Origin of the sequence: Delftia sp. WSY_12 (assembly GCF_043104645.1) — a bacterium.
Taxonomy (GTDB): domain Bacteria; phylum Pseudomonadota; class Gammaproteobacteria; order Burkholderiales; family Burkholderiaceae_C; genus Comamonas; species Comamonas tsuruhatensis.
The window spans coordinates 42,904-59,760 of record NZ_JBICKW010000061.1 but is presented as its reverse complement, the minus strand read 5'-3'; the positions used below and the strand labels follow the sequence as shown (position 1 = coordinate 59,760).

The 16,857-nt window shown below is 67.4% G+C and carries 12 protein-coding genes; 8 read left to right on the top strand and 4 right to left on the bottom strand.

All coding sequences use genetic code 11. From position 1 onward, the window contains the following. The first annotated feature begins 267 nt into the window (after positions 1 to 267). The 3 genes from ACF8LI_RS26760 to ACF8LI_RS26750 all read left to right on the top strand — a co-directional run bounded on the left by ACF8LI_RS26760 (position 268) and on the right by ACF8LI_RS26750 (position 1,766). Complete coding sequence (locus ACF8LI_RS26760) at positions 268 to 699, top strand: DUF3717 domain-containing protein (protein ID WP_047474569.1); 432 nt, start codon at positions 268 to 270, stop codon at positions 697 to 699. 57 nt (positions 700 to 756) lie between these two features. Further along, the gene (locus ACF8LI_RS26755; protein ID WP_016449383.1) at positions 757 to 936 is read left to right on the top strand and encodes a hypothetical protein; all 180 of its coding nucleotides are present in this window, start codon (positions 757 to 759) and stop codon (positions 934 to 936) included. A 140-nt stretch (positions 937 to 1,076) separates the two neighbouring features. Next, complete coding sequence (locus ACF8LI_RS26750) at positions 1,077 to 1,766, top strand: N-acetyltransferase (protein WP_392414562.1); 690 nt, start codon at positions 1,077 to 1,079, stop codon at positions 1,764 to 1,766. A 29-nt stretch (positions 1,767 to 1,795) separates the two neighbouring features. On the opposite strand, the gene ACF8LI_RS26745 is transcribed toward ACF8LI_RS26750, so the two are convergent. Both ACF8LI_RS26745 and purB read right to left on the bottom strand, forming a co-directional pair. Further along, complete coding sequence (locus tag ACF8LI_RS26745; protein ID WP_017404069.1) at positions 1,796 to 2,356, bottom strand: YaeQ family protein; 561 nt, start codon at positions 2,354 to 2,356, stop codon at positions 1,796 to 1,798. 104 nt (positions 2,357 to 2,460) lie between these two features. Then, complete coding sequence (purB, locus tag ACF8LI_RS26740; RefSeq protein ID WP_016449379.1) at positions 2,461 to 3,840, bottom strand: adenylosuccinate lyase; 1,380 nt, start codon at positions 3,838 to 3,840, stop codon at positions 2,461 to 2,463. Positions 3,841 to 3,954: 114 nt separating this feature from the next. On the opposite strand from purB, the gene ACF8LI_RS26735 reads away from it, so the two are divergent. After that, positions 3,955 to 4,575: a glutathione S-transferase family protein gene (locus ACF8LI_RS26735; protein ID WP_016449378.1), complete on the top strand. Its 621-nt coding sequence runs from the start codon at positions 3,955 to 3,957 to the stop codon at positions 4,573 to 4,575. A 352-nt stretch (positions 4,576 to 4,927) separates the two neighbouring features. Here the strand turns inward: ACF8LI_RS26735 and glnE are convergent, their stop codons facing one another. After that, positions 4,928 to 7,669 carry a bifunctional [glutamate--ammonia ligase]-adenylyl-L-tyrosine phosphorylase/[glutamate--ammonia-ligase] adenylyltransferase gene (gene glnE, locus ACF8LI_RS26730; RefSeq protein ID WP_016454244.1) on the bottom strand — a complete coding sequence of 914 codons (2,742 nt, stop codon included), beginning with the start codon at positions 7,667 to 7,669 and terminating at the stop codon, positions 4,928 to 4,930. A gap of 133 nt (positions 7,670 to 7,802) precedes the next feature. Here glnE and ACF8LI_RS26725 point away from each other — a divergent pair, with 133 nt between their 5' ends. From ACF8LI_RS26725 to ACF8LI_RS26710, 4 genes are read left to right on the top strand one after another with little or no spacing between them, the layout of a single operon-like run. Continuing rightward, positions 7,803 to 11,939: a YhdP family protein gene (locus tag ACF8LI_RS26725; protein ID WP_392414561.1), complete on the top strand. Its 4,137-nt coding sequence runs from the start codon at positions 7,803 to 7,805 to the stop codon at positions 11,937 to 11,939. Beyond that, positions 11,936 to 12,751 carry a carbon-nitrogen hydrolase family protein gene (locus ACF8LI_RS26720; RefSeq protein WP_016454246.1) on the top strand — a complete coding sequence of 272 codons (816 nt, stop codon included), beginning with the start codon at positions 11,936 to 11,938 and terminating at the stop codon, positions 12,749 to 12,751. The genes ACF8LI_RS26725 and ACF8LI_RS26720 overlap by 4 nt, the downstream gene beginning before the upstream one ends. Beyond that, positions 12,748 to 14,871 carry a nitrogen regulation protein NR(II) gene (locus ACF8LI_RS26715; protein ID WP_392414560.1) on the top strand — a complete coding sequence of 708 codons (2,124 nt, stop codon included), beginning with the start codon at positions 12,748 to 12,750 and terminating at the stop codon, positions 14,869 to 14,871. Before ACF8LI_RS26720 ends, ACF8LI_RS26715 begins: the two co-directional genes overlap by 4 nt. Before the next feature lie 34 nt (positions 14,872 to 14,905). Further along, positions 14,906 to 15,535 carry a response regulator transcription factor gene (locus ACF8LI_RS26710; protein ID WP_012202778.1) on the top strand — a complete coding sequence of 210 codons (630 nt, stop codon included), beginning with the start codon at positions 14,906 to 14,908 and terminating at the stop codon, positions 15,533 to 15,535. A gap of 5 nt (positions 15,536 to 15,540) precedes the next feature. Here the strand turns inward: ACF8LI_RS26710 and ACF8LI_RS26705 are convergent, their stop codons facing one another. Further along, on the bottom strand, positions 15,541 to 16,815 hold the full coding sequence (locus tag ACF8LI_RS26705; protein ID WP_392414559.1) for an amino acid deaminase: 1,275 nt from the start codon (positions 16,813 to 16,815) through the stop codon (positions 15,541 to 15,543). Positions 16,816 to 16,857 lie beyond the last annotated feature (42 nt).

Here is a 16,857-nt window from a genome sequence, read left to right as displayed (position 1 = left end):
CGCGGTGGCTTTGCAACCACCCCTGCCGGCAGAGAGCTACTCCCCTTCGAACCTGCGGATTGCAACACAAAGCCGCTGCGGCACGCAAGTGAAAAAACCCTTCAATTCCACGGAAAGCACAAGCAACACATCCCGCACTCCTTTTATACATCTGCCCCCAACGCTTCACTATTCATAGCAACCCTGAAGCTGATGGAGTGTTGCAGCAGTGCCCGGCCGAGGACTGGCATGCGCCTTATCATCGCTGTCCCTTCCCCTTGCCCGTCCATGACCGCACTGCACATCACCGATATCGAAGCCGCCATCAACTACTGGCGAGAGCGCCACCCGTCCCCGGATGGTGTGCTGCTGCAGCCCGAAGTACGGGCCCTGGCCGAGGTGTACGCGCTGATGATCTTCTGGCATGAGACCGAAGTGCAGGTTGAGGGCTTTCCCTCGCACGCCATGGCAGCCTGGCTGGCCTGGTACGACACGACCCCCGATACGCCCTGCATCGCCATCTGCTCCACCAGCCAGGGCGACGAGAAATGCAAGGGTTGTGGCCGCAGCTTCGACGAAGTGCAGATGTGGACCGCCATGGAGCCACCACAGAAGCGTGCCGTATGGCGCAGGATCACGACAGAAGGCGACTCCTGGCGCTTTACCCGCTATGCAGAGCGTGCGGCCGAGCGCGCGGACATATCGCGCAAACCCAGCTGATTGCCGTATATCGCACCGAACCAGTGCGATGTTGCAGGCGGCCTAACATCAGCCCCCATGCTGCAGACCGCCGCTTCCAGCCACCGCCGCCCCCGCCCCTGCATGCGCCTCACGGCAAGTGATGCGGGGAGCACGCGCGTGCCGGCCGGCAAGGCCTGGCCTGCCACGGCCGCTCGCCTGCGCGAGCGCGATGCAGCGCGGCTGAACATCGGCCCCAGACAGGCCGCACGGTCTTGATGCGCTGCCCTGCGCGGAACCGGGCAGCGTCGCTTCACTGAATCCGCTCTTCTTGCGCCGCCTTCACCTTGAAACTGAAGGCGGTTGGATTTTCACGCGTCTGCCGGGCCACAAGGCCTGCCGACAAAGCGAGCTTTGCCGTGACCTGTCTAGCCTTTGCCCCAGCCGGGCCCTCGTTTTCCACCCTCTGGCGCCATCTGCGTGATGCCGTGGCGCATCGCGCCTCGGCCCGCTTGCGGCCGCACCACGTCACCGAACTGCGCATCGACGTGATGCAGCCGCTGGTGGAGGGCGAGCTCGAAGCCATTCATGAGCGCCTGTACCAGCCCGGCAACAAGCTGCACGGCCTGGAGCGACGTCCGCTTCACGATCCGCAGTTCCAGCTGCACTGGCGGGAGGCCGACGGCGAATGGTTTGCCTACGTGGAGGATATGGAGCGGCGCTGCCTGGCCGGCTACACGGTGTTCAATCGCCTGGTCGAAGTGGACAAGCGCACCGACCGCCGCGTGCGCTCGCCCCATTCGCGCTTTGCGCCGGACTACCAGCGGCGCGGCATCGCCAGCGCCGTCTACCGCAGCGTGCTCGATACGGGCACCTGCCTCGTCAGCGGCGCACGCCAGTCGCCGGGTGCCCACGGCCTGTGGAACCATCTGGCGCGCAGCTATGACGGCCGCTATGTGGGCATCACGGAGAGCAAGTCGCTGATCCATCTGGGCTGCAATGTGCCCGACGATGTCATGGACCGGCTGTCCACTCGCCGCATGCTGCTGGGCGCGGGCTGGACGGTGAAGTCCTTCGCCCAAGCCGTCCGGATGCAGTTGCCTGCCTGACACAGTGGCTTGCTTGGGCCAGTGCCCGGCTACTTCCAGCGCAGCGGCTCGATGAAGACGGTGCCCAGATTGCTGCTGAGCGTCAATGCGCCTTCCTGGATGGTGGCCTGCAATTGCATGCTGCGCTCGGCCAGCTCCGCCAGCGACTGGGAGGTTTCGGAGGGAATCCGCCAGACCTGCAGCTTGTTCAGTCGTGCCAGCTTGCCTTCCAGGCCTTTCCACCAGACTTCCGCCGCATGGTGGAAGGCGTAGAGCACTACGGCATCGGACTTGTTGCATGCCTTGGCGATGGGCTTTTCCTCGGGCTGGCCGACCTCGATCCACAGGCGCTTGGCTCCCGTGAAGTCGGTCAGCGAGACATCGGGATCCTCGGGATCGGACAGGCCCGCGCCAAAGGCCAGCGTGCCGTCGCCGTTGCACATGTCGCTGAGCTGGTGGGCATTGAGGGCCAGGGCCACAAGGCGCACCATCATGCGCTCGTCCGTTTCGCTGGGATGGCGAGCCAGGGTCAGCGCATGGTCGGCGTAGTAGCCGTGGTCAATGTCGGCGATGGACAGGTTCGCCTTGAAGATGGTGGATTTGAGGGCCATGGGACAGAACCTATCAAAAACAAGAGCTGCCGCAGCAAGCCTGTGCTTGCATCGGCAGCCCTGAATGGTTGAAGCGCGCCCTTCATGGCGCGGCAAAGGATGGATTAAACGCGGCGCGCCAGCTCGGCCGCCTTGCCCACATAGGAGGCAGGCGTCATGGCCAGCAGGCGGTCCTTGTCGGCCTGGGGGATTTCCAGGCCGTTGATCAGGCGGTGCAGGTCTTCGGCCTGCACGGTCTTGCCGCGCGTGACTTCCTTGAGCTTTTCGTAGGCGCCCTGCACGCCGTAGCGGCGCATCACGGTCTGGATGGGCTCGGCCAGGACTTCCCAGGCGTTGTCCAGGTCTTCCTGCAGGCGCTCTTCGTTGAGTTCGAGCTTGTTCAGGCCGGTCATCAGCGAGCTGTAGGCCAACGTGGCATAGCCCATGGCCACGCCGATGTTGCGCAGCACGGTCGAATCGGTCAGGTCACGCTGCCAGCGCGAGATGGGCAGCTTTTCGGCCAGGTGCTTGAGCAGGGCGTTGGCCAAGCCCAGGTTGCCTTCGGCATTCTCGAAGTCGATGGGATTGACCTTGTGCGGCATGGTCGAGGAGCCGATCTCGCCGGCCTTCAGGCGCTGCTTGAAGTAGCCCAGGGACACATAGCCCCAGACATCGCGCGAGAAGTCGATGAGGATGGTGTTGGCGCGCGCGATGGCGTCGAACAGCTCGGCCATGTAGTCATGCGGCTCGATCTGGATCGAGTAGGGCTGGAAGCTCAGGCCCAGACCCTGGGGCTCGGGCGACTCGATCACGTTCTTGCTGAAGGCTTCCCAGTCGAACTCGGGCCAGGCGGAAAGGTGGGCGTTGTAGTTGCCGACGGCGCCGTTCATCTTGGCCAGGAGCTTGACCTCGGCGATGCGGGCAGAGGCCTTTTCCAGGCGCACCAGCACGTTGGCGATTTCCTTGCCCACGGTGGTGGGGCTGGCGGTCTGGCCGTGCGTGCGGCTGAGCATGGGCACGGCGGCATAGGCATGGGCCATCTCGCGCAGCTTGGCCGTGATGCCGGAGATTGCGGGCAGCAGCACGCTGTCGCGGCCGGCACGCAGTTGCAGCGCGTGGCTGGTGTTGTTGATGTCTTCGCTGGTGCATGCAAAGTGCACGAATTCGGCGGCCTTGAGCAGCTCGGGACGGCCGTCGAACTTGCCCTTGATCCAGTACTCCACGGCCTTGACGTCGTGGTTGGTGGTCTTTTCGATGTCCTTGATGGCCACGGCATCGGCCTCGGAGAAGTTCTTCACCAGGTCCTGCAGATAGACGCGCGCGCCTTCGGACAGGGGCTTGAACTCGGCAAAGCCGGCATCCGACAGGGCGATGAACCAGGTCACCTCCACCTGCACGCGGCGGTGCATGTATCCCATCTCGCTCATGATCGGGCGCAGAGGAGACAGTTTGGCGGCGTAGCGGCCGTCGAGCGGGGACAGGGCGGAGATGTGCGGCAGATTCATGGGCCGTGATTGTAGGTGCGCGCGGCAAAAACGGGGGCCGAGGGGGAGATCGCCGGGCAGCGCATAGAATCTGCTGCCCGCCCATGGGCCGCCTCTTCGCCACGGAAAATTGCCATGAAACTGATAGGTTCCTCCACCAGCGCCTACGTACGCAAGGTACGCGTCGTACTGGCAGAGAAAAGGCTCGACTATCAGTTCGTCGAGGAAAACCCCTGGAGCCGCGAGCTGTCGCCCGGCACCGGCAACCCGCTGGGCAAGGTGCCGCGCCTGGTCATGGACGGCAGCGATGCCATGTTCGACTCGCGCGTGATCGTCGAATATCTGGACACACTTTCCCCGGTAGGCAAGCTGATTCCCGGCACGGGGCGCGAGCGCGCCGAGATCAAGACCTGGGAAGCACTGGCCGATGGCCTGCTGGATGCCGGGGCGCTGGCCCGCCTCGAAGCCACCTGGGATGGCCGCAGCGAAGAACAGCGCTGCCAGGCATGGATAGACCGCCAGCTTGCCAAGGTGCGGGCTGCACTGAACGTGATGTCCCAGGGCCTGGGCGACAAGCCGTATTGCTGCGGCATCCACTTCACCCTGGCCGACGTGTGCGTGGGCTGCGCCCTGGGCTGGCTGGACTTTCGCTTTCCCGAGCTGGACTGGCGCGCCGACCACCCCAATCTGGCCGCACTGCAGGCCAAGCTGGCCGAGCGTGCCAGTTTTGCAGCCACGCGCCCTCCCCAGCCCTGACGCCGCACCAGCCCGGGAATGCAAAAAGGCCACCCGATGGGTGGCCTTTTTGCTGGCATAAAAAAGTTGCGAAGCATCCCGAAACGAATAAAGAGAGGGAGGGAGGAGAAGCGCTTCGGGCGGAACAGTTCAGGACTGTGGCCCCAGAGGCTTCGCAACGTGAAATTCGGTCTGGATACTCTCTCTCAACAAGCTGTTCAATAGATGAGCTACTTTTGCAGAAGTTCCAGGGGTCGTGGGCAGGAAAAATGTAACATTTTGAGGATGCCCGCGATCCTGCTGTAGGCCAATTTCCACGGATGCTGAAGTGAAGGCGTTCGCAGCCGCAAGCCGCCTTCTTTGCTTCACATCGTCAAGCCGCAACGGCGTTGGCGAAAACCGCATCCCACAAGGCCTTGACGGGCGCACTCAGCGGCTCGGCCTGCCCTGGCACCAGCTGTGCCGAGCGCTCATCCAGCCGTGCCACGTGCTGCAGGCGGCGCAGCTCGCGGTAGGCCCGGGCCGCCTGCTGGCCTACGCCGGCCGGGATCAATCCTGCCTGTTCGGCGCGCTGCAGCAATGCGATATTGCCGAGGTTGGCCATCAGTTCCGGGTGCGAGGCCGATTGGGAGAGCACGAGGTACTGGACCGCGAATTCCACATCGACCATGCCGCCCGGGCTGTGCTTGACGTCGAACAGGCCGCCGCGCACCGGATGGGCGCCGCGCACGCGTTCGCGCATGGCGACGATTTCGTCGCGCAGCGCCGAGGGGTCGCGAGGCGCGGTGATCACAGCCTCGCGCACGGCATCGAAGCGGGCCTGCAGATCGTCACTGCCCAGCACGAAGCGCGCCCGCGTCATGGCCTGGTGCTCCCAGGTCCACGCCGTGTTGCTGCCGCGCTGCTGCTGGTAGTTGGCATAGGAGGCGAAGCTGGTCACCAGCAGGCCCGAGTTGCCGTTGGGGCGCAGCGCGGTGTCGATCTCGAACAGGTCGCCCTCGCCCGTCTTGACGGCCAGCCAGTTGATGAGCTTGCGCACAAAGGCGGCATAGATCTCGGAGGCGTGTTCGTCTTCGTCATCGAAGACGAAGACGATGTCCAGGTCGCTGCCGTAGCCCAGCTCCTTTCCGCCCAGCTTGCCGTAGCCGATGATGGCGAACTGCGGCGACTCGCGGTGGCGGTTCTTGAGCCGGCTCCAGCACCAGCTGGCCGTCACCCGCAGCACGCAGTCGGCCAGTGCGCTGAGATCGTCCGCCACCTGCTCGACCGTGATGCGGCCTTCGATATCGCGCGCCAGCGTGCGAAAGACCTCGGCATGGTGGGCGCGGCGCAGCAGGTTCAGCAGGGTTTCGTCATCGTCCTCGCCCGTGGCCTGCAGCGCGGCCAGGCGCAGGGCCAGCTCATGCTCGAAGTCCATGGGCGAGAAACGCTCGCCCAGCATGGCTTCGTTGGCCAGCTCGTCGATCACGCCCGGGTGCTGCTGCAGGTAGCGCGCGGGCCAGCGTGCCGCGCCCAGCAGGTCCAGCAGCCGCTCGTGCACGGCGGGGCGCTCCAGCAGCAGGGCCAGATAGCTTTCACGGCGCAGCAGCGGCTCCAGCCAGTTCAGAAAGCGCAGCGCGGCGTCTTCGGGCACGCTGCGCTCGGCCACCCATTGCGCCGTGCGCTGCACGAGTCGAAACAGCCGGCCGCGCGCCTCGTCGCGCAGGTTGGCGATGCGGGCATTGCCGCGCCAGTCGGCCACATGGGCGGCCAGGGCTGGCGGCAACTGCTCCATGAGGCCGTCTATCTCGCGCGGCGTGCCCTGGGCGGGGCTGCGCGCGCCGTTGCAACGGCCCGAGCCGCACTGGGGCTGGGCCGAGCCGCCCAGCAGGGTGTCGAATTCCTCGGCCACCTTTTCACGATGGGCATCGAGCTGGTGCAAAAAGGCGCAGGCATCGGCAAAGCCCATGGTGCGCGCAATCCATTCCAGGTCATCGTCGCGGGTGGGCAGCACATGGGTCTGCTGGTCGTCCAGGTACTGGATACGGTGCTCGACACGGCGCAAAAAGGTGTAGGCCGAGCCCAGGGCGTCGGCCACTTCCTGGCTCATGAGGCCGGCGCGCGCCAGGCGGCCCAGCGCCTCCAGCGTGGGGCGGCAGCGCAGTTCGGGGAACTGACCGCCACGCACCACCTGCAGCAGCTGCACGGTGAATTCGATCTCGCGGATGCCGCCGCGCGAGAGCTTGACGTCATTGGAGCGGCCCGGATGGCCCGCGCTGCGCCGCGCCGCATGCTCGCGGATCTGGCGGTGCAGCGAGCGCAGCGCATCAAAGACCGCGTAGTCCAGGTAGCGGCGAAAGACAAAGGGCAGGACCACGGCACGCAGCGCCTGCACCTGCTGGGAGCGCACGCAGTCCATGGGCGCCACGACGCGGCTCTTGAGCCAGGCAAAGCGCTCCCACTCGCGTCCATGGGTCTGCAGATACTCCTCCAGCGAGGCCAGCGAGACGGCCGAAGGCCCCGAGTTCCCGTTGGGACGCAGCGCCAGGTCCACGCGGAAGACAAAGCCGTGCTCGGTGGTGTCGCCGATCAGGCCGTAGATGCCCTTGACCACGCGCGCGAAGTACTCGTGGTTGGAGATCACCCCGCGCCCATCGGGCAGGCCGGCGGTGTCGCCGTCCTGCTCGTAGACGTAGATCAGGTCGATGTCGCTGGAGACGTTGAGCTCGCGTGCGCCCAGCTTGCCCATGCCGATGATCCACAGCTGCACTGGCCGGCCGTCGGGGCCTTGGGGCGCGCCATGGCGCGCGTCGAGCTCAGCGCGCGCCTGGATGCAGGCGCGCTCCAGCGCCAGCTCGGCCAGCTCGGTCACGGCGCGCGTGACCACGGCCAGCGGCGCCTGCTGCTCGCAGTCGAGCACCATGGTGCGCTCCATGACCAGCTGGCGCAGCACACGCAGCGCAGCCGACAGATCCAGGCCACGCTCCAGCAGTGCCGCCAGGGCCTGCTCCATGGACGCGCGCTCGGGCGGACCCGGCGGCAAAAGGCTCAGCTCGTCGCCATAGCGACGGTGCAGCCGTTGGTGAAAACGGGAATAGGCGGCCTGTGCGGGGACATTCAAGGCCGTACCTGCCATTGCGTGAACTGAGGATTGCATACGGAACGCGAAAGAAGCGGCCACTCACGCGCAGAGGGATTGCAGCAACCCTTGGTTACCGCCCAGGCCCTGAGGGCGCCGGTCATAATTCCCGTCATAGCTGATGCCGCCGATGATCGAACCGAAACCGCACCCCACACGCCTGACCCGTTGGATGGCCGGCCTTGCGCGGTGGTCACTGGGGCTGGTCCTGGCCTTCTGGCTGGTCCTCGCCTCCGTGTGGGGGGTGCTCCATGGCTGGATTGTGCCGCGAATCGGCGAATGGCGTCCTCAGCTGGAATCCCTGGCCTCACGCACGCTGGGCCTACCGGTTCGCATAGGCAGCATCACGGCCCGCAGCGAGGGATTGGTCCCCCGCTTCGAGCTGGGCGACGTGGTGGTGCAAGACCCCGAACATTCGGCAGACGCCCTGCGCCTGCCCAGCGTGGTGGTCGCCGTTTCGGCACGCTCGCTGATGCGCCTGGGCGTGGAACAGATCTACATAGACCGTCCTGAACTCGTGGTGCGCCGCGCGGCCGATGGCCGAGTCTTCGTGGCCGGCATCGAGATCAGCCCTTCGGCCGGCGGGGACAATTCCGCCGCCGACTGGCTGTTTTCGCAGACCGAACTGGCGCTGCGCGGCGGCAGCCTGCTGTGGTTGGACGAACTGCGCCAGGCTCCGCCGCTGGCCTTGCGCGATGTGGACCTGGTGCTGCGCAACAAGGGCTGGGGCCACGGACTGCGCCTGGATGCCACGCCGCCCGAAGGCTGGGGCGAGCGCTTCATGCTGACCGGCCTGTTCCGCGAGCCGCTGCTGTCCACGCACGAGGGCAACTGGCGCCGCTGGAGCGGCCAGGCCCATGCGATGTTCACGCAGATCGACCTGTCCCAGCTCGGCCAGTACATAGACACCTCTGGCTTGCGCCTGCAGCAGGGCCGGGGCGCGCTGCGCGCCTGGATAGACCTGCGCCAGGGCCAGCCCGTGGGCGCCATGGCCGACGTGGCCGTGAACGCGCTGCAGCTGCAGTGGCGCGAAGACCTGCAGCCGCTGAAGCTGCAGGCCGTGACGGGCAGGCTGAGCGTGCAACACCAGGACGGCTGGCGCTTCGCTGCGCAGAATCTGGAATTTTCCACGGGCGATGGCCTGCACTGGCCGGCTGGCAATCTGCGCGCGCGCTACAACCCCGCCGGCGCCAGCACGCAGGGGGCGCTGGGTGAGCACGGCGAGTTCCAGGCCGATGGCATTGACCTGGCCATCCTCACCCAGTTGGGCCAGCGCCTGCCGCTTCCAGAGCAGGTGCAGCAGCACCTGGCCGATCTGGCACCGGCCGGCCGTCTGCACCAGTTCCAGGGAAGCTGGCGCGGCCCGCTGGAGTCCTTGCAGCAGTACAAGGCCAGTGGCGAACTGCAGCAACTGTCGATCAACGGCGTGGCATCGTCCGAAGGCCCCGCGGCGCCGGGCATGCCCGGCCTCAAGGGCCTGAACGCGCGCTTCTCGCTGGACCAGGACGGCGGCCAGGCCCAGCTGGAGATGGAGGGCACAGAGCAGCGGCCGGCGTCGCTGTCGTTCCCCGGCGTGTTCGAGGAGCCCGAGATCCCGCTGCACCGCCTGCAGGCCAGCCTGCGCTGGCAACTGCGCGGCCAGGCCATCAGCGTGCAGGTGCCCAGCCTGCGCTTTGCCAATGACGACACCGAAGGCGAGGCCCGCGCGCAATGGCATACCGGCGACGGCAGCGACAGGCAGCCGCGCTTTCCCGGCGTGCTGGACCTGCAGGGCCAGCTGCGCAACGCCGATGGCACGCGCGTGCACCGCTACCTGCCGCTGGAGATTCCCGCCGACGCGCGCCACTATGTGCGCGAGGCCATACACGCCGGGCGCGCGAGCACGGTGAACTTCAAGGTGCGCGGCAACCTGGACCACGTACCCGCCGACAAGCCCAGCCAGGGCGAGTTCCACATCGCGGCCAAGCTGCATGACGTGCACTATGAATATGTGCCGCCCCATCTGCTCACGCATGGCGAGGCGCACTGGCCGGCCCTGGTCGATCTGTCCGGCGAGCTGGTGTTTGACCGCTCCTCCATGGCCGTGCGCAATGCGCGCGGCCAGTTCGCCGGCTATCCGCAGCTGCAGATGCGCGACATCCAGGCCAGCATTCCCAACCTGGCCCACACCGAGGTGGCCGTCACCGCCAAGGGCCAGGGCCCGCTGGCCGACATGCTGGGGGTGGTGAAGACCTCGGCCCTGTCGGCGCTGACCGGGCACGTACTGGACGGCAGCGAGGCTACGGGCGCCGCGCAACTGGCCCTGCAACTGCAATTGCCCATCGACCATCTGGACCGCAGCAAGGTGTCCGGGCAGGTCACGCTGGCGGGCAACTCGCTGCAGCTCGATGACGAGACACCGCACCTGAGCCAGCTGCGTGGCGCCGTCAAATTCTCCGACACCGGCTTCTCGCTGGTGGGCTTGCAGGCGCGGGCCCTGGGCGGTGAGCTGCGTGCCGATGGCGGCATGCAGGCGCTGGCGCGCAATGCGCCAGCCACCGAATCGTCCGTCAAGGTGCGGGTGCAGGGCACGGCCACGGCACAGGGGCTGCGCGATGCCAGGGAACTGGGCTGGGTGGCCGACCTGGCCCGCCATGCCGAGGGCCAGTCGCCCTATTCCCTGCTGCTGAAGGTGCGCCGTGGCACGCCCGAAATCCAGGTCCAGTCCAGCCTGCAGGGCATGCGCATCAACCTGCCGGCTCCGCTGGGCAAGGCCGCCGAGTCCATCCAGCCGTTGGCCGTGAGCCACCAGCTCGCGCCCGCCAGCTTCGCCGCGCCCGATGCCCCGCTGCGCGACCAGATCAGCGTGCAACTGGGCGACACGGGCTCGGTCTTCTATGAGCGCGACATCAGTGGCAAGCACAGCCGCGTGCTGCACGGCAGCATCCTCATCGGCCAGGAAGCGGGCACCGCCCCCACTTCGGGCCAGGGCGTGCAGGCCCATGTGCAGTTGCCGCTCTTCAATATCGACGACTGGCTGGCGCTGGCGCCGCAGTCCAACGGCGCCAGGCCAGAGCCCGCCGACGCCGCCACGGACCCTGCGCGCGAATACCTTCCCGATCGGCTGAGCCTGCGCGTCAAGCAACTGCAGGCCAAGGGGCGGCAGCTGCACGATGTGGTGGCGGGCATTTCGCGCGATGGTGGCTCGTGGCACAGCAACCTCACCTCCCAGGAGCTGGATGGCTATGTGGGCTTTCGCGAAGGCACGGACGCCCAGCCCGAAGGGCAACTGGTCGCCCGGCTGTCCCGCCTGACGGTGCCGGAGGCCAAGTCCGAACGCGTAGACGCCCTGTTCAACGAAGGGCCGCGCCAGCTGCCGGCGCTGCAGATCGTGGTGGACGACATGCACCTGTCGGGCCATGCGCTGGGCCGCCTGGAGGTCGAGGCCCGCAACCGCCCCGTGCCCGGCAACGCGGCGGCACGCGAATGGCAGCTGTCGCGCTTCAACATTTCCACGCCCGAGGCCACGCTGACGGCCAACGGCCAGTGGCGCCTGCCCCAGGGGCAGTCCGAGCATCCGGGGCGCAGCCAGCTGCAGTTCCAGCTGGACCTGCGCGACGTGGGCAAGCTGCTCACGCGCTTTGACATGCCCGGCGTGGTGGGCAATGGCAAGGGGAGCCTGCAGGGCTCGGCGGGATGGACGGGCTCGCCCATCACGCCCGATTTCCGCAGCCTCTCGGGCTCCATGCACCTGGATGTGCAGACCGGCCAGTTCCTCAAGGCCGAACCGGGCCTGGCCAAGCTGCTGAGCGTGCTCAGCCTGCAGGCGCTGCCACGCCGGCTGACGCTGGATTTCCGCGATGTCTTCAGCAACGGCTTTGCCTTCGACTTCATGCGCGGTGATGTGCAGATCACCGATGGCGTGGCGCGCACCAACAACATGCAGATGAAGGGCGTCAACGCCGCCGTGCTGATGGAAGGCACGGCAGACCTGGTCCAGGAGACGCAGAATCTGCACGTGGTGGTGGTGCCAGAGATCAACGCGATGACCGCCTCCCTGGTGGCCACGGCCATCAACCCCGTGATCGGCCTGGGCAGCTTTCTGGCGCAGGTGCTGCTGCGGGGCCCGCTGATTGCAGCAGCCACCAAGGAATTCCGCATCGACGGCAGCTGGGATGATCCCCAGGTCACTGCCTTGCCGCGCCGCCGGGCCGCCCCGCCCTCTGACACACCGTCGCGCACGCCCTCCACCGCCACCGAGTCAGCCCCTTCAGGAGAGAACCCATGAAAATCGCAGCCCTGCAAATGGTGTCGGAACCCGATGTGCGCGCCAACCTCGACCAGGCCATGGCCCTGCTGCGCCAGGCGCGCGAGCAGGGAGCCGAACTCGCGGCCCTGCCCGAATACTTCTGTGCCATGGGCCTGCGCGATACCGACAAGCTGGCCTACCGCGAGAGCTTCGGCCAAGGCCCCATCCAGGACTTCCTGGGCCGCGCCGCGCGCGAGCTGCAGCTGTGGATCGTCGGCGGCACCCTGCCCCTGGTGGCCGATGACGATGCCCACGTGCTCAACAGCTCGCTGGTGTTCTCGCCCCAGGGCGAATGCGTGGCGCGCTACGACAAGATCCACCTGTTCCACTACGACAACGGCCGCGAGCGCTACACGGAGGCCGCCGTGGTCCAGGCCGGCCACACGCCCGTGACCTGCGACATCACCTCGCGCGAGGGCGAGTCCTGGCGCCTGGGCCTGAGCGTGTGCTACGACCTGCGCTTTCCCGAGCTGTACCGCCGACTGGCCGAGCAGGGTGCCGACCTGCTGCTGGTGCCCGCCGCCTTCACCCACATCACGGGCCTGGCCCACTGGGAGGTGCTGCTGCGCGCCCGCGCCATCGAAAACCAGGCCTACCTGCTGGCGCCCGCCCAGGGCGGCCACCATGAGAACGGCCGCCGCACCTGGGGCCACAGCCTGCTGGCCGACCCCTGGGGCATGGTGCTGGCGCAGCAGGCCGAGGGTGCCGGCGTGGTGCTGGGCGAGATCAAGCGCGAGCGCCTGGCGCATGTGCGCCGCCAGTTGCCGGCCCTGGAGCACCGCGTCCTGTGAATCCGCTGCACCTGTCCACGCCCGCCCCTGCCGAAGGCCGCTGGCCCTGGCGCCGCTGGCGCACTGCCTGGCGGCGCTGGTCGCTGTGGAGCCTGCTGGTCGCTTTGGTGGCCAGCATGCTCATCACCATGGTCTGGCTGGCCGGACGCTATGAGGCCTCCCAGGTCCAGGACAAGCTGGAGCGCGACACCGCCAATGCCGTGGCCGACATACGCGCCGCCCTCAACCGCAACCTGCAGGACCTGCAGGCGCTGAACGCGCCCGACAACGACCCTGCCGAGTGGAAGACCCGCGCCGCCGAGCTGCTGCAGGTGCGCCGCGAGCTGATGCGCATCGAATGGCGCGATGCGGGCCTGCAGATCCGCTCCCATGCCGAGACGCCCTACCGCAACGTGCAGTGGGAAGACCAGCTGCGCACGCAAAACACCCATCCGGAGGCCGTGCTGACCTGCACCCACGCGCGCCGCCTCAACGGCCCGGCCTACTCGCCCAGCTACTTCCAGCTGCTGGCCGAAGGCCTGGGCACGGAGATGATGGAGGTCTGCCTGCCATTGACGCAAAGCGGCCACATCATCGGCTTTGTCATCGGCACCTACAGCCTGCAAAGCCTGCTGATCACCCAGGTCAGCAAGAACCTGCCGCGCACCCAGGAAGTGTCCTTCACCGAGCCGGACGGCACGCGCCTGGCCCTGCTGGGCGCCTCCTGGCGCGGCACGCGCATGTTCACGGCGCAGCAGCTGCTGGACCTGCCGGGCAGCACCCTGGTGCTGCGCATGGACAGTTGGCACCGCGCGCCCAGCGTATTCCCCAACGTGCTCACGGCCCTGGTGACGCTGATGTCCATCGCCCTGGTGTCCGTGGTCGCCGTGCTGGTGCGCGACAACCGCCGACGCCTGCGCGCCGAGCGCGATCTGGGCGATGCGCTGGCCTTTCGCAAGGCCATGGAGGACTCGCTGGTCACGGGCCTGCGCGCGCGCGATCTGCAGGGCCGCATCAGCTATGTGAACCCGGCCTTCTGCAGCATGGTGGGCTTCACGGCCGAGGAACTGCTGGGACTGAGCATTGCGCCCTACTGGCCGCCCGAGCGCGCCGAGATCTACGCGCGCCGGCGCGACAGCCGCCTGTCCGGCAACGCCCCGCCGCCGCGCGAGGGCCATGAAAGCATCTTCATGCGCAAGGACGGAACGCGCTTTCCGGTGTTGATCTTCGAGGCGCCGCTGATCAATGCCCAGGGCCAGCACACCGGCTGGATGAGTGCCTTCATCGACATCAGCGAGCAAAAGCGCATGGAAGAGATCTCACGCGCCTCGCAGGAGCGCCTGCAGGCCACGGCCCGCCTGGCCACGGTGGGCGAGATGGCCTCGCTGCTGAGCCATGAACTCACCCAGCCGCTGGTGGCCATCTCCAGCTACGCCACGGGATCGCTGAACATGCTGGGGAGCGACGATGGCACGGGCACGGACACGGGCACAGGTGCAGGTGCGGGCAGCGCCATCTCGGACCATGAAGCCCGGCTGCGCCAGCAACTGCAGGACCTGCGCATGGCCATGGAGCGCATCAGCTTCCAGGCCGACCGCGCAGGCCGCGTGATCAAGAGCGTGCGCGATTTCGTGCGGCGGCGCGACCAGTCCCGCGAAGTCATAGGCGCCGCCGAACTCATAGACGCCGTGCTGCCGCTGATCAGCCTGCAGGCACGCAACCTGGGCGTGCGCGTGACCACCGACATCGAGCCCGGCCTCCCGCCCGTGCTGTGCGATCCGACCATGATCGAGCAGGTGCTGCTCAACCTGGCGCGCAACGGCATGCAGGCCATGGACTCGCCCGAGACCATGGAGCGCGAGCTGCAGCTGCGCGTGCGCCGTGCGGCCGCCAGCACGCGCCGCAGCTGGGTGGAGTTCGCCGTCATCGACTGCGGCACCGGCATTCCCCAGCATGTGGCGGAGCAACTGTTCACGCCCTTTTTCACCACGCGCAACGAGGGCATGGGCCTGGGCCTGAGCCTGTGCCGTACCGTGGTCGAGCAGCATGGCGGCCACCTGCAGCACAGCCCCCACAGCCCGCGCGGGACCGTCTTCGCCTTCACGCTGCCGGCGCACAGCCCTGCGCAGGTGCAGGCATAGATGGCACCAATGGAACAAATGGAACAATAGGCCCATGGAACCTGTACCCGACGCCACCGTCTACATCGTCGACGACGACACCGATGTCCGCGAAGCGCTGGCCTGGCTGCTGCGCTCGCGCCGCCTGCTCAGCGAATGCTATGACAGCGCAGAGGCCTTCGACGCCATGCTGCAGTCGCGCCCACCGCCACGCAATCCCTGCTGCCTGCTGCTGGACATGCGCATGGGCGGCATGAGCGGGCTGGCGCTGTTCAACCTCATGCTGGAACGCAACCAGATCGCAGGCATGCCCGTGATCTTCCTGACCGGCCATGCCGACGTGCCCACGGCCGTGGACACCGTCAAGCGCGGCGCCTTCGACTTCTGCGAGAAGCCTTTCTCGGACAATGCCCTCGTGGACCGCATCGAACAGGCGCTGGAACTGTCGGCCCAGCACCAGGCCGAAACCCGTGCGCGCGAAGCCGTGCGTGCACGCTTCAACGAGCTGACGGAGCGCGAGCGCGACGTGATGCGCCTGGTGGTCGAGGGCATTCCCAACAAGCTCATCGCCGACCAGCTGGACATCAGCGTGCGCACCGTCGAGGTCCACCGCGCGCGCGTCTTCGACAAGATGCAGGTCAAGTCGGCCGTTGAACTGGCCAACCTGCTGCGCACACACGGCTGACCCCTTCAGAAATACGTGGCAATCACGTCCACCACGTCATAGCGGTCATTGACGACGGCCAACTGCCGCCATTTGTCAAAGGTCAGGCAGGGGTGGGAGATGTCGAAGGCCAGCATGTCGCCTATGCGCAGGCCATCGTCCTCGGCCACCTTCAGGAAAGCATGCTGGTCCATCATGGCCGTGACCTCCCAATGGGGCGGTGTGGCCACCGGCGCGGCATCGCCGGGGCGGTAGCGCAGAGCGGGCCGGGGAGGCACAGCCTCGAAGGCGGTATCGCGCTTGCCCAGCGCCACGATGGCGCGGCCGGGCTCGGGCAGCGACTGCACATAGGCCCAGACCTGCAGCGCAGGCTGCAGGCTGGCACGCATCTGCTGCGCCACGGGATTGGTCTGGTCGATGCGCCGCTGCGCTGCCTGGTAGATGCCCGCGTCATGCGTGAGATAGCAGCCCGGGCGCAGCACCAGATCCAGCGGACCGCCAATGTCGGCCTTGCCGAACTCCTGGGCCACCACGTCATACCAGGCCGAGCCGGCGCCGGTGAGCACGGCCGGGCTGCGCTGCAGCCGGCCCTCGCCCGCCAGCCGCTGGAGCCAGTCCACGGCGCGCCGCAGCAGGGTGCGGATGGGTTCTTCTTCCTTGAGGACGCCCTCGTAGACCTCGATCCCGGCCAGTCGCACGCCGGCACCGGCCCGGACCAGCGCGTCCAGCAGCGGCTGCATCTGCGCATCGGAGCGAACGCCCGTGCGCCCGCCGGGCGGGCCCAGTTCGATCAGCACCTGCACGGACCGGCCCGCTGCGCCAAAAAAGGCGGCCAGCTGCTCGACCTGCTCGGCACAATCGACCAGGCAGAAGAACTCGAAGCCGGGATCGGCCAGCAGCTCGGCCACGGCCGCCATGTTGCGCCGGCCGATCAACTGGTTGGCCATGAGCACGCGGCGCACGCCATGGGCATGGGCCACGCACGTCTGCTGAGCGGTGGCCAGCGTGATGCCCCAGGCGCCCGCGTCGATCTGCTGGCGGAACAGGCGGGGCGCCATGGTCGTCTTTCCGTGGGGCGCGAGCTGGGCGCCGTAGGCATCCACAAAGCGCTGCATCCAGGCCAGGTTGTGCGACAGGCGCGACTGCGACAGCACAGCCACAGGCAAACTCAAGTCTTCCCGCAGCAGATTCCAGCCCTGCGCGGCAGCGTCCTGCGGCGCGCAGGGGGCGGACAGCGCGCCCAGGCCCTTGTCGAGCGGGCTGACCACGTCGGCCGCGCCCGCTGTGCTTGCTTCACTCATACGACTCCCCATTGATGGATGGGAGCCAGCATAGGGCAATGC

Coding starts and splice junctions, on each gene's coding strand:
- ACF8LI_RS26705 (WP_392414559.1), bottom strand. CDS start 16,815: ATGAGTGAAGCAAGCACAGCGGGCGCGGCCGACGTGGTCAGCCCGCTC.
- ACF8LI_RS26725 (WP_392414561.1), top strand. CDS start 7,803: ATGATCGAACCGAAACCGCACCCCACACGCCTGACCCGTTGGATGGCC.
- ACF8LI_RS26760 (WP_047474569.1), top strand. CDS start 268: ATGACCGCACTGCACATCACCGATATCGAAGCCGCCATCAACTACTGG.
- ACF8LI_RS26710 (WP_012202778.1), top strand. CDS start 14,906: ATGGAACCTGTACCCGACGCCACCGTCTACATCGTCGACGACGACACC.
- ACF8LI_RS26755 (WP_016449383.1), top strand. CDS start 757: ATGCTGCAGACCGCCGCTTCCAGCCACCGCCGCCCCCGCCCCTGCATG.
- glnE (WP_016454244.1), bottom strand. CDS start 7,669: ATGGCAGGTACGGCCTTGAATGTCCCCGCACAGGCCGCCTATTCCCGT.
- ACF8LI_RS26745 (WP_017404069.1), bottom strand. CDS start 2,356: ATGGCCCTCAAATCCACCATCTTCAAGGCGAACCTGTCCATCGCCGAC.
- ACF8LI_RS26735 (WP_016449378.1), top strand. CDS start 3,955: ATGAAACTGATAGGTTCCTCCACCAGCGCCTACGTACGCAAGGTACGC.
- purB (WP_016449379.1), bottom strand. CDS start 3,840: ATGAATCTGCCGCACATCTCCGCCCTGTCCCCGCTCGACGGCCGCTAC.
- ACF8LI_RS26720 (WP_016454246.1), top strand. CDS start 11,936: ATGAAAATCGCAGCCCTGCAAATGGTGTCGGAACCCGATGTGCGCGCC.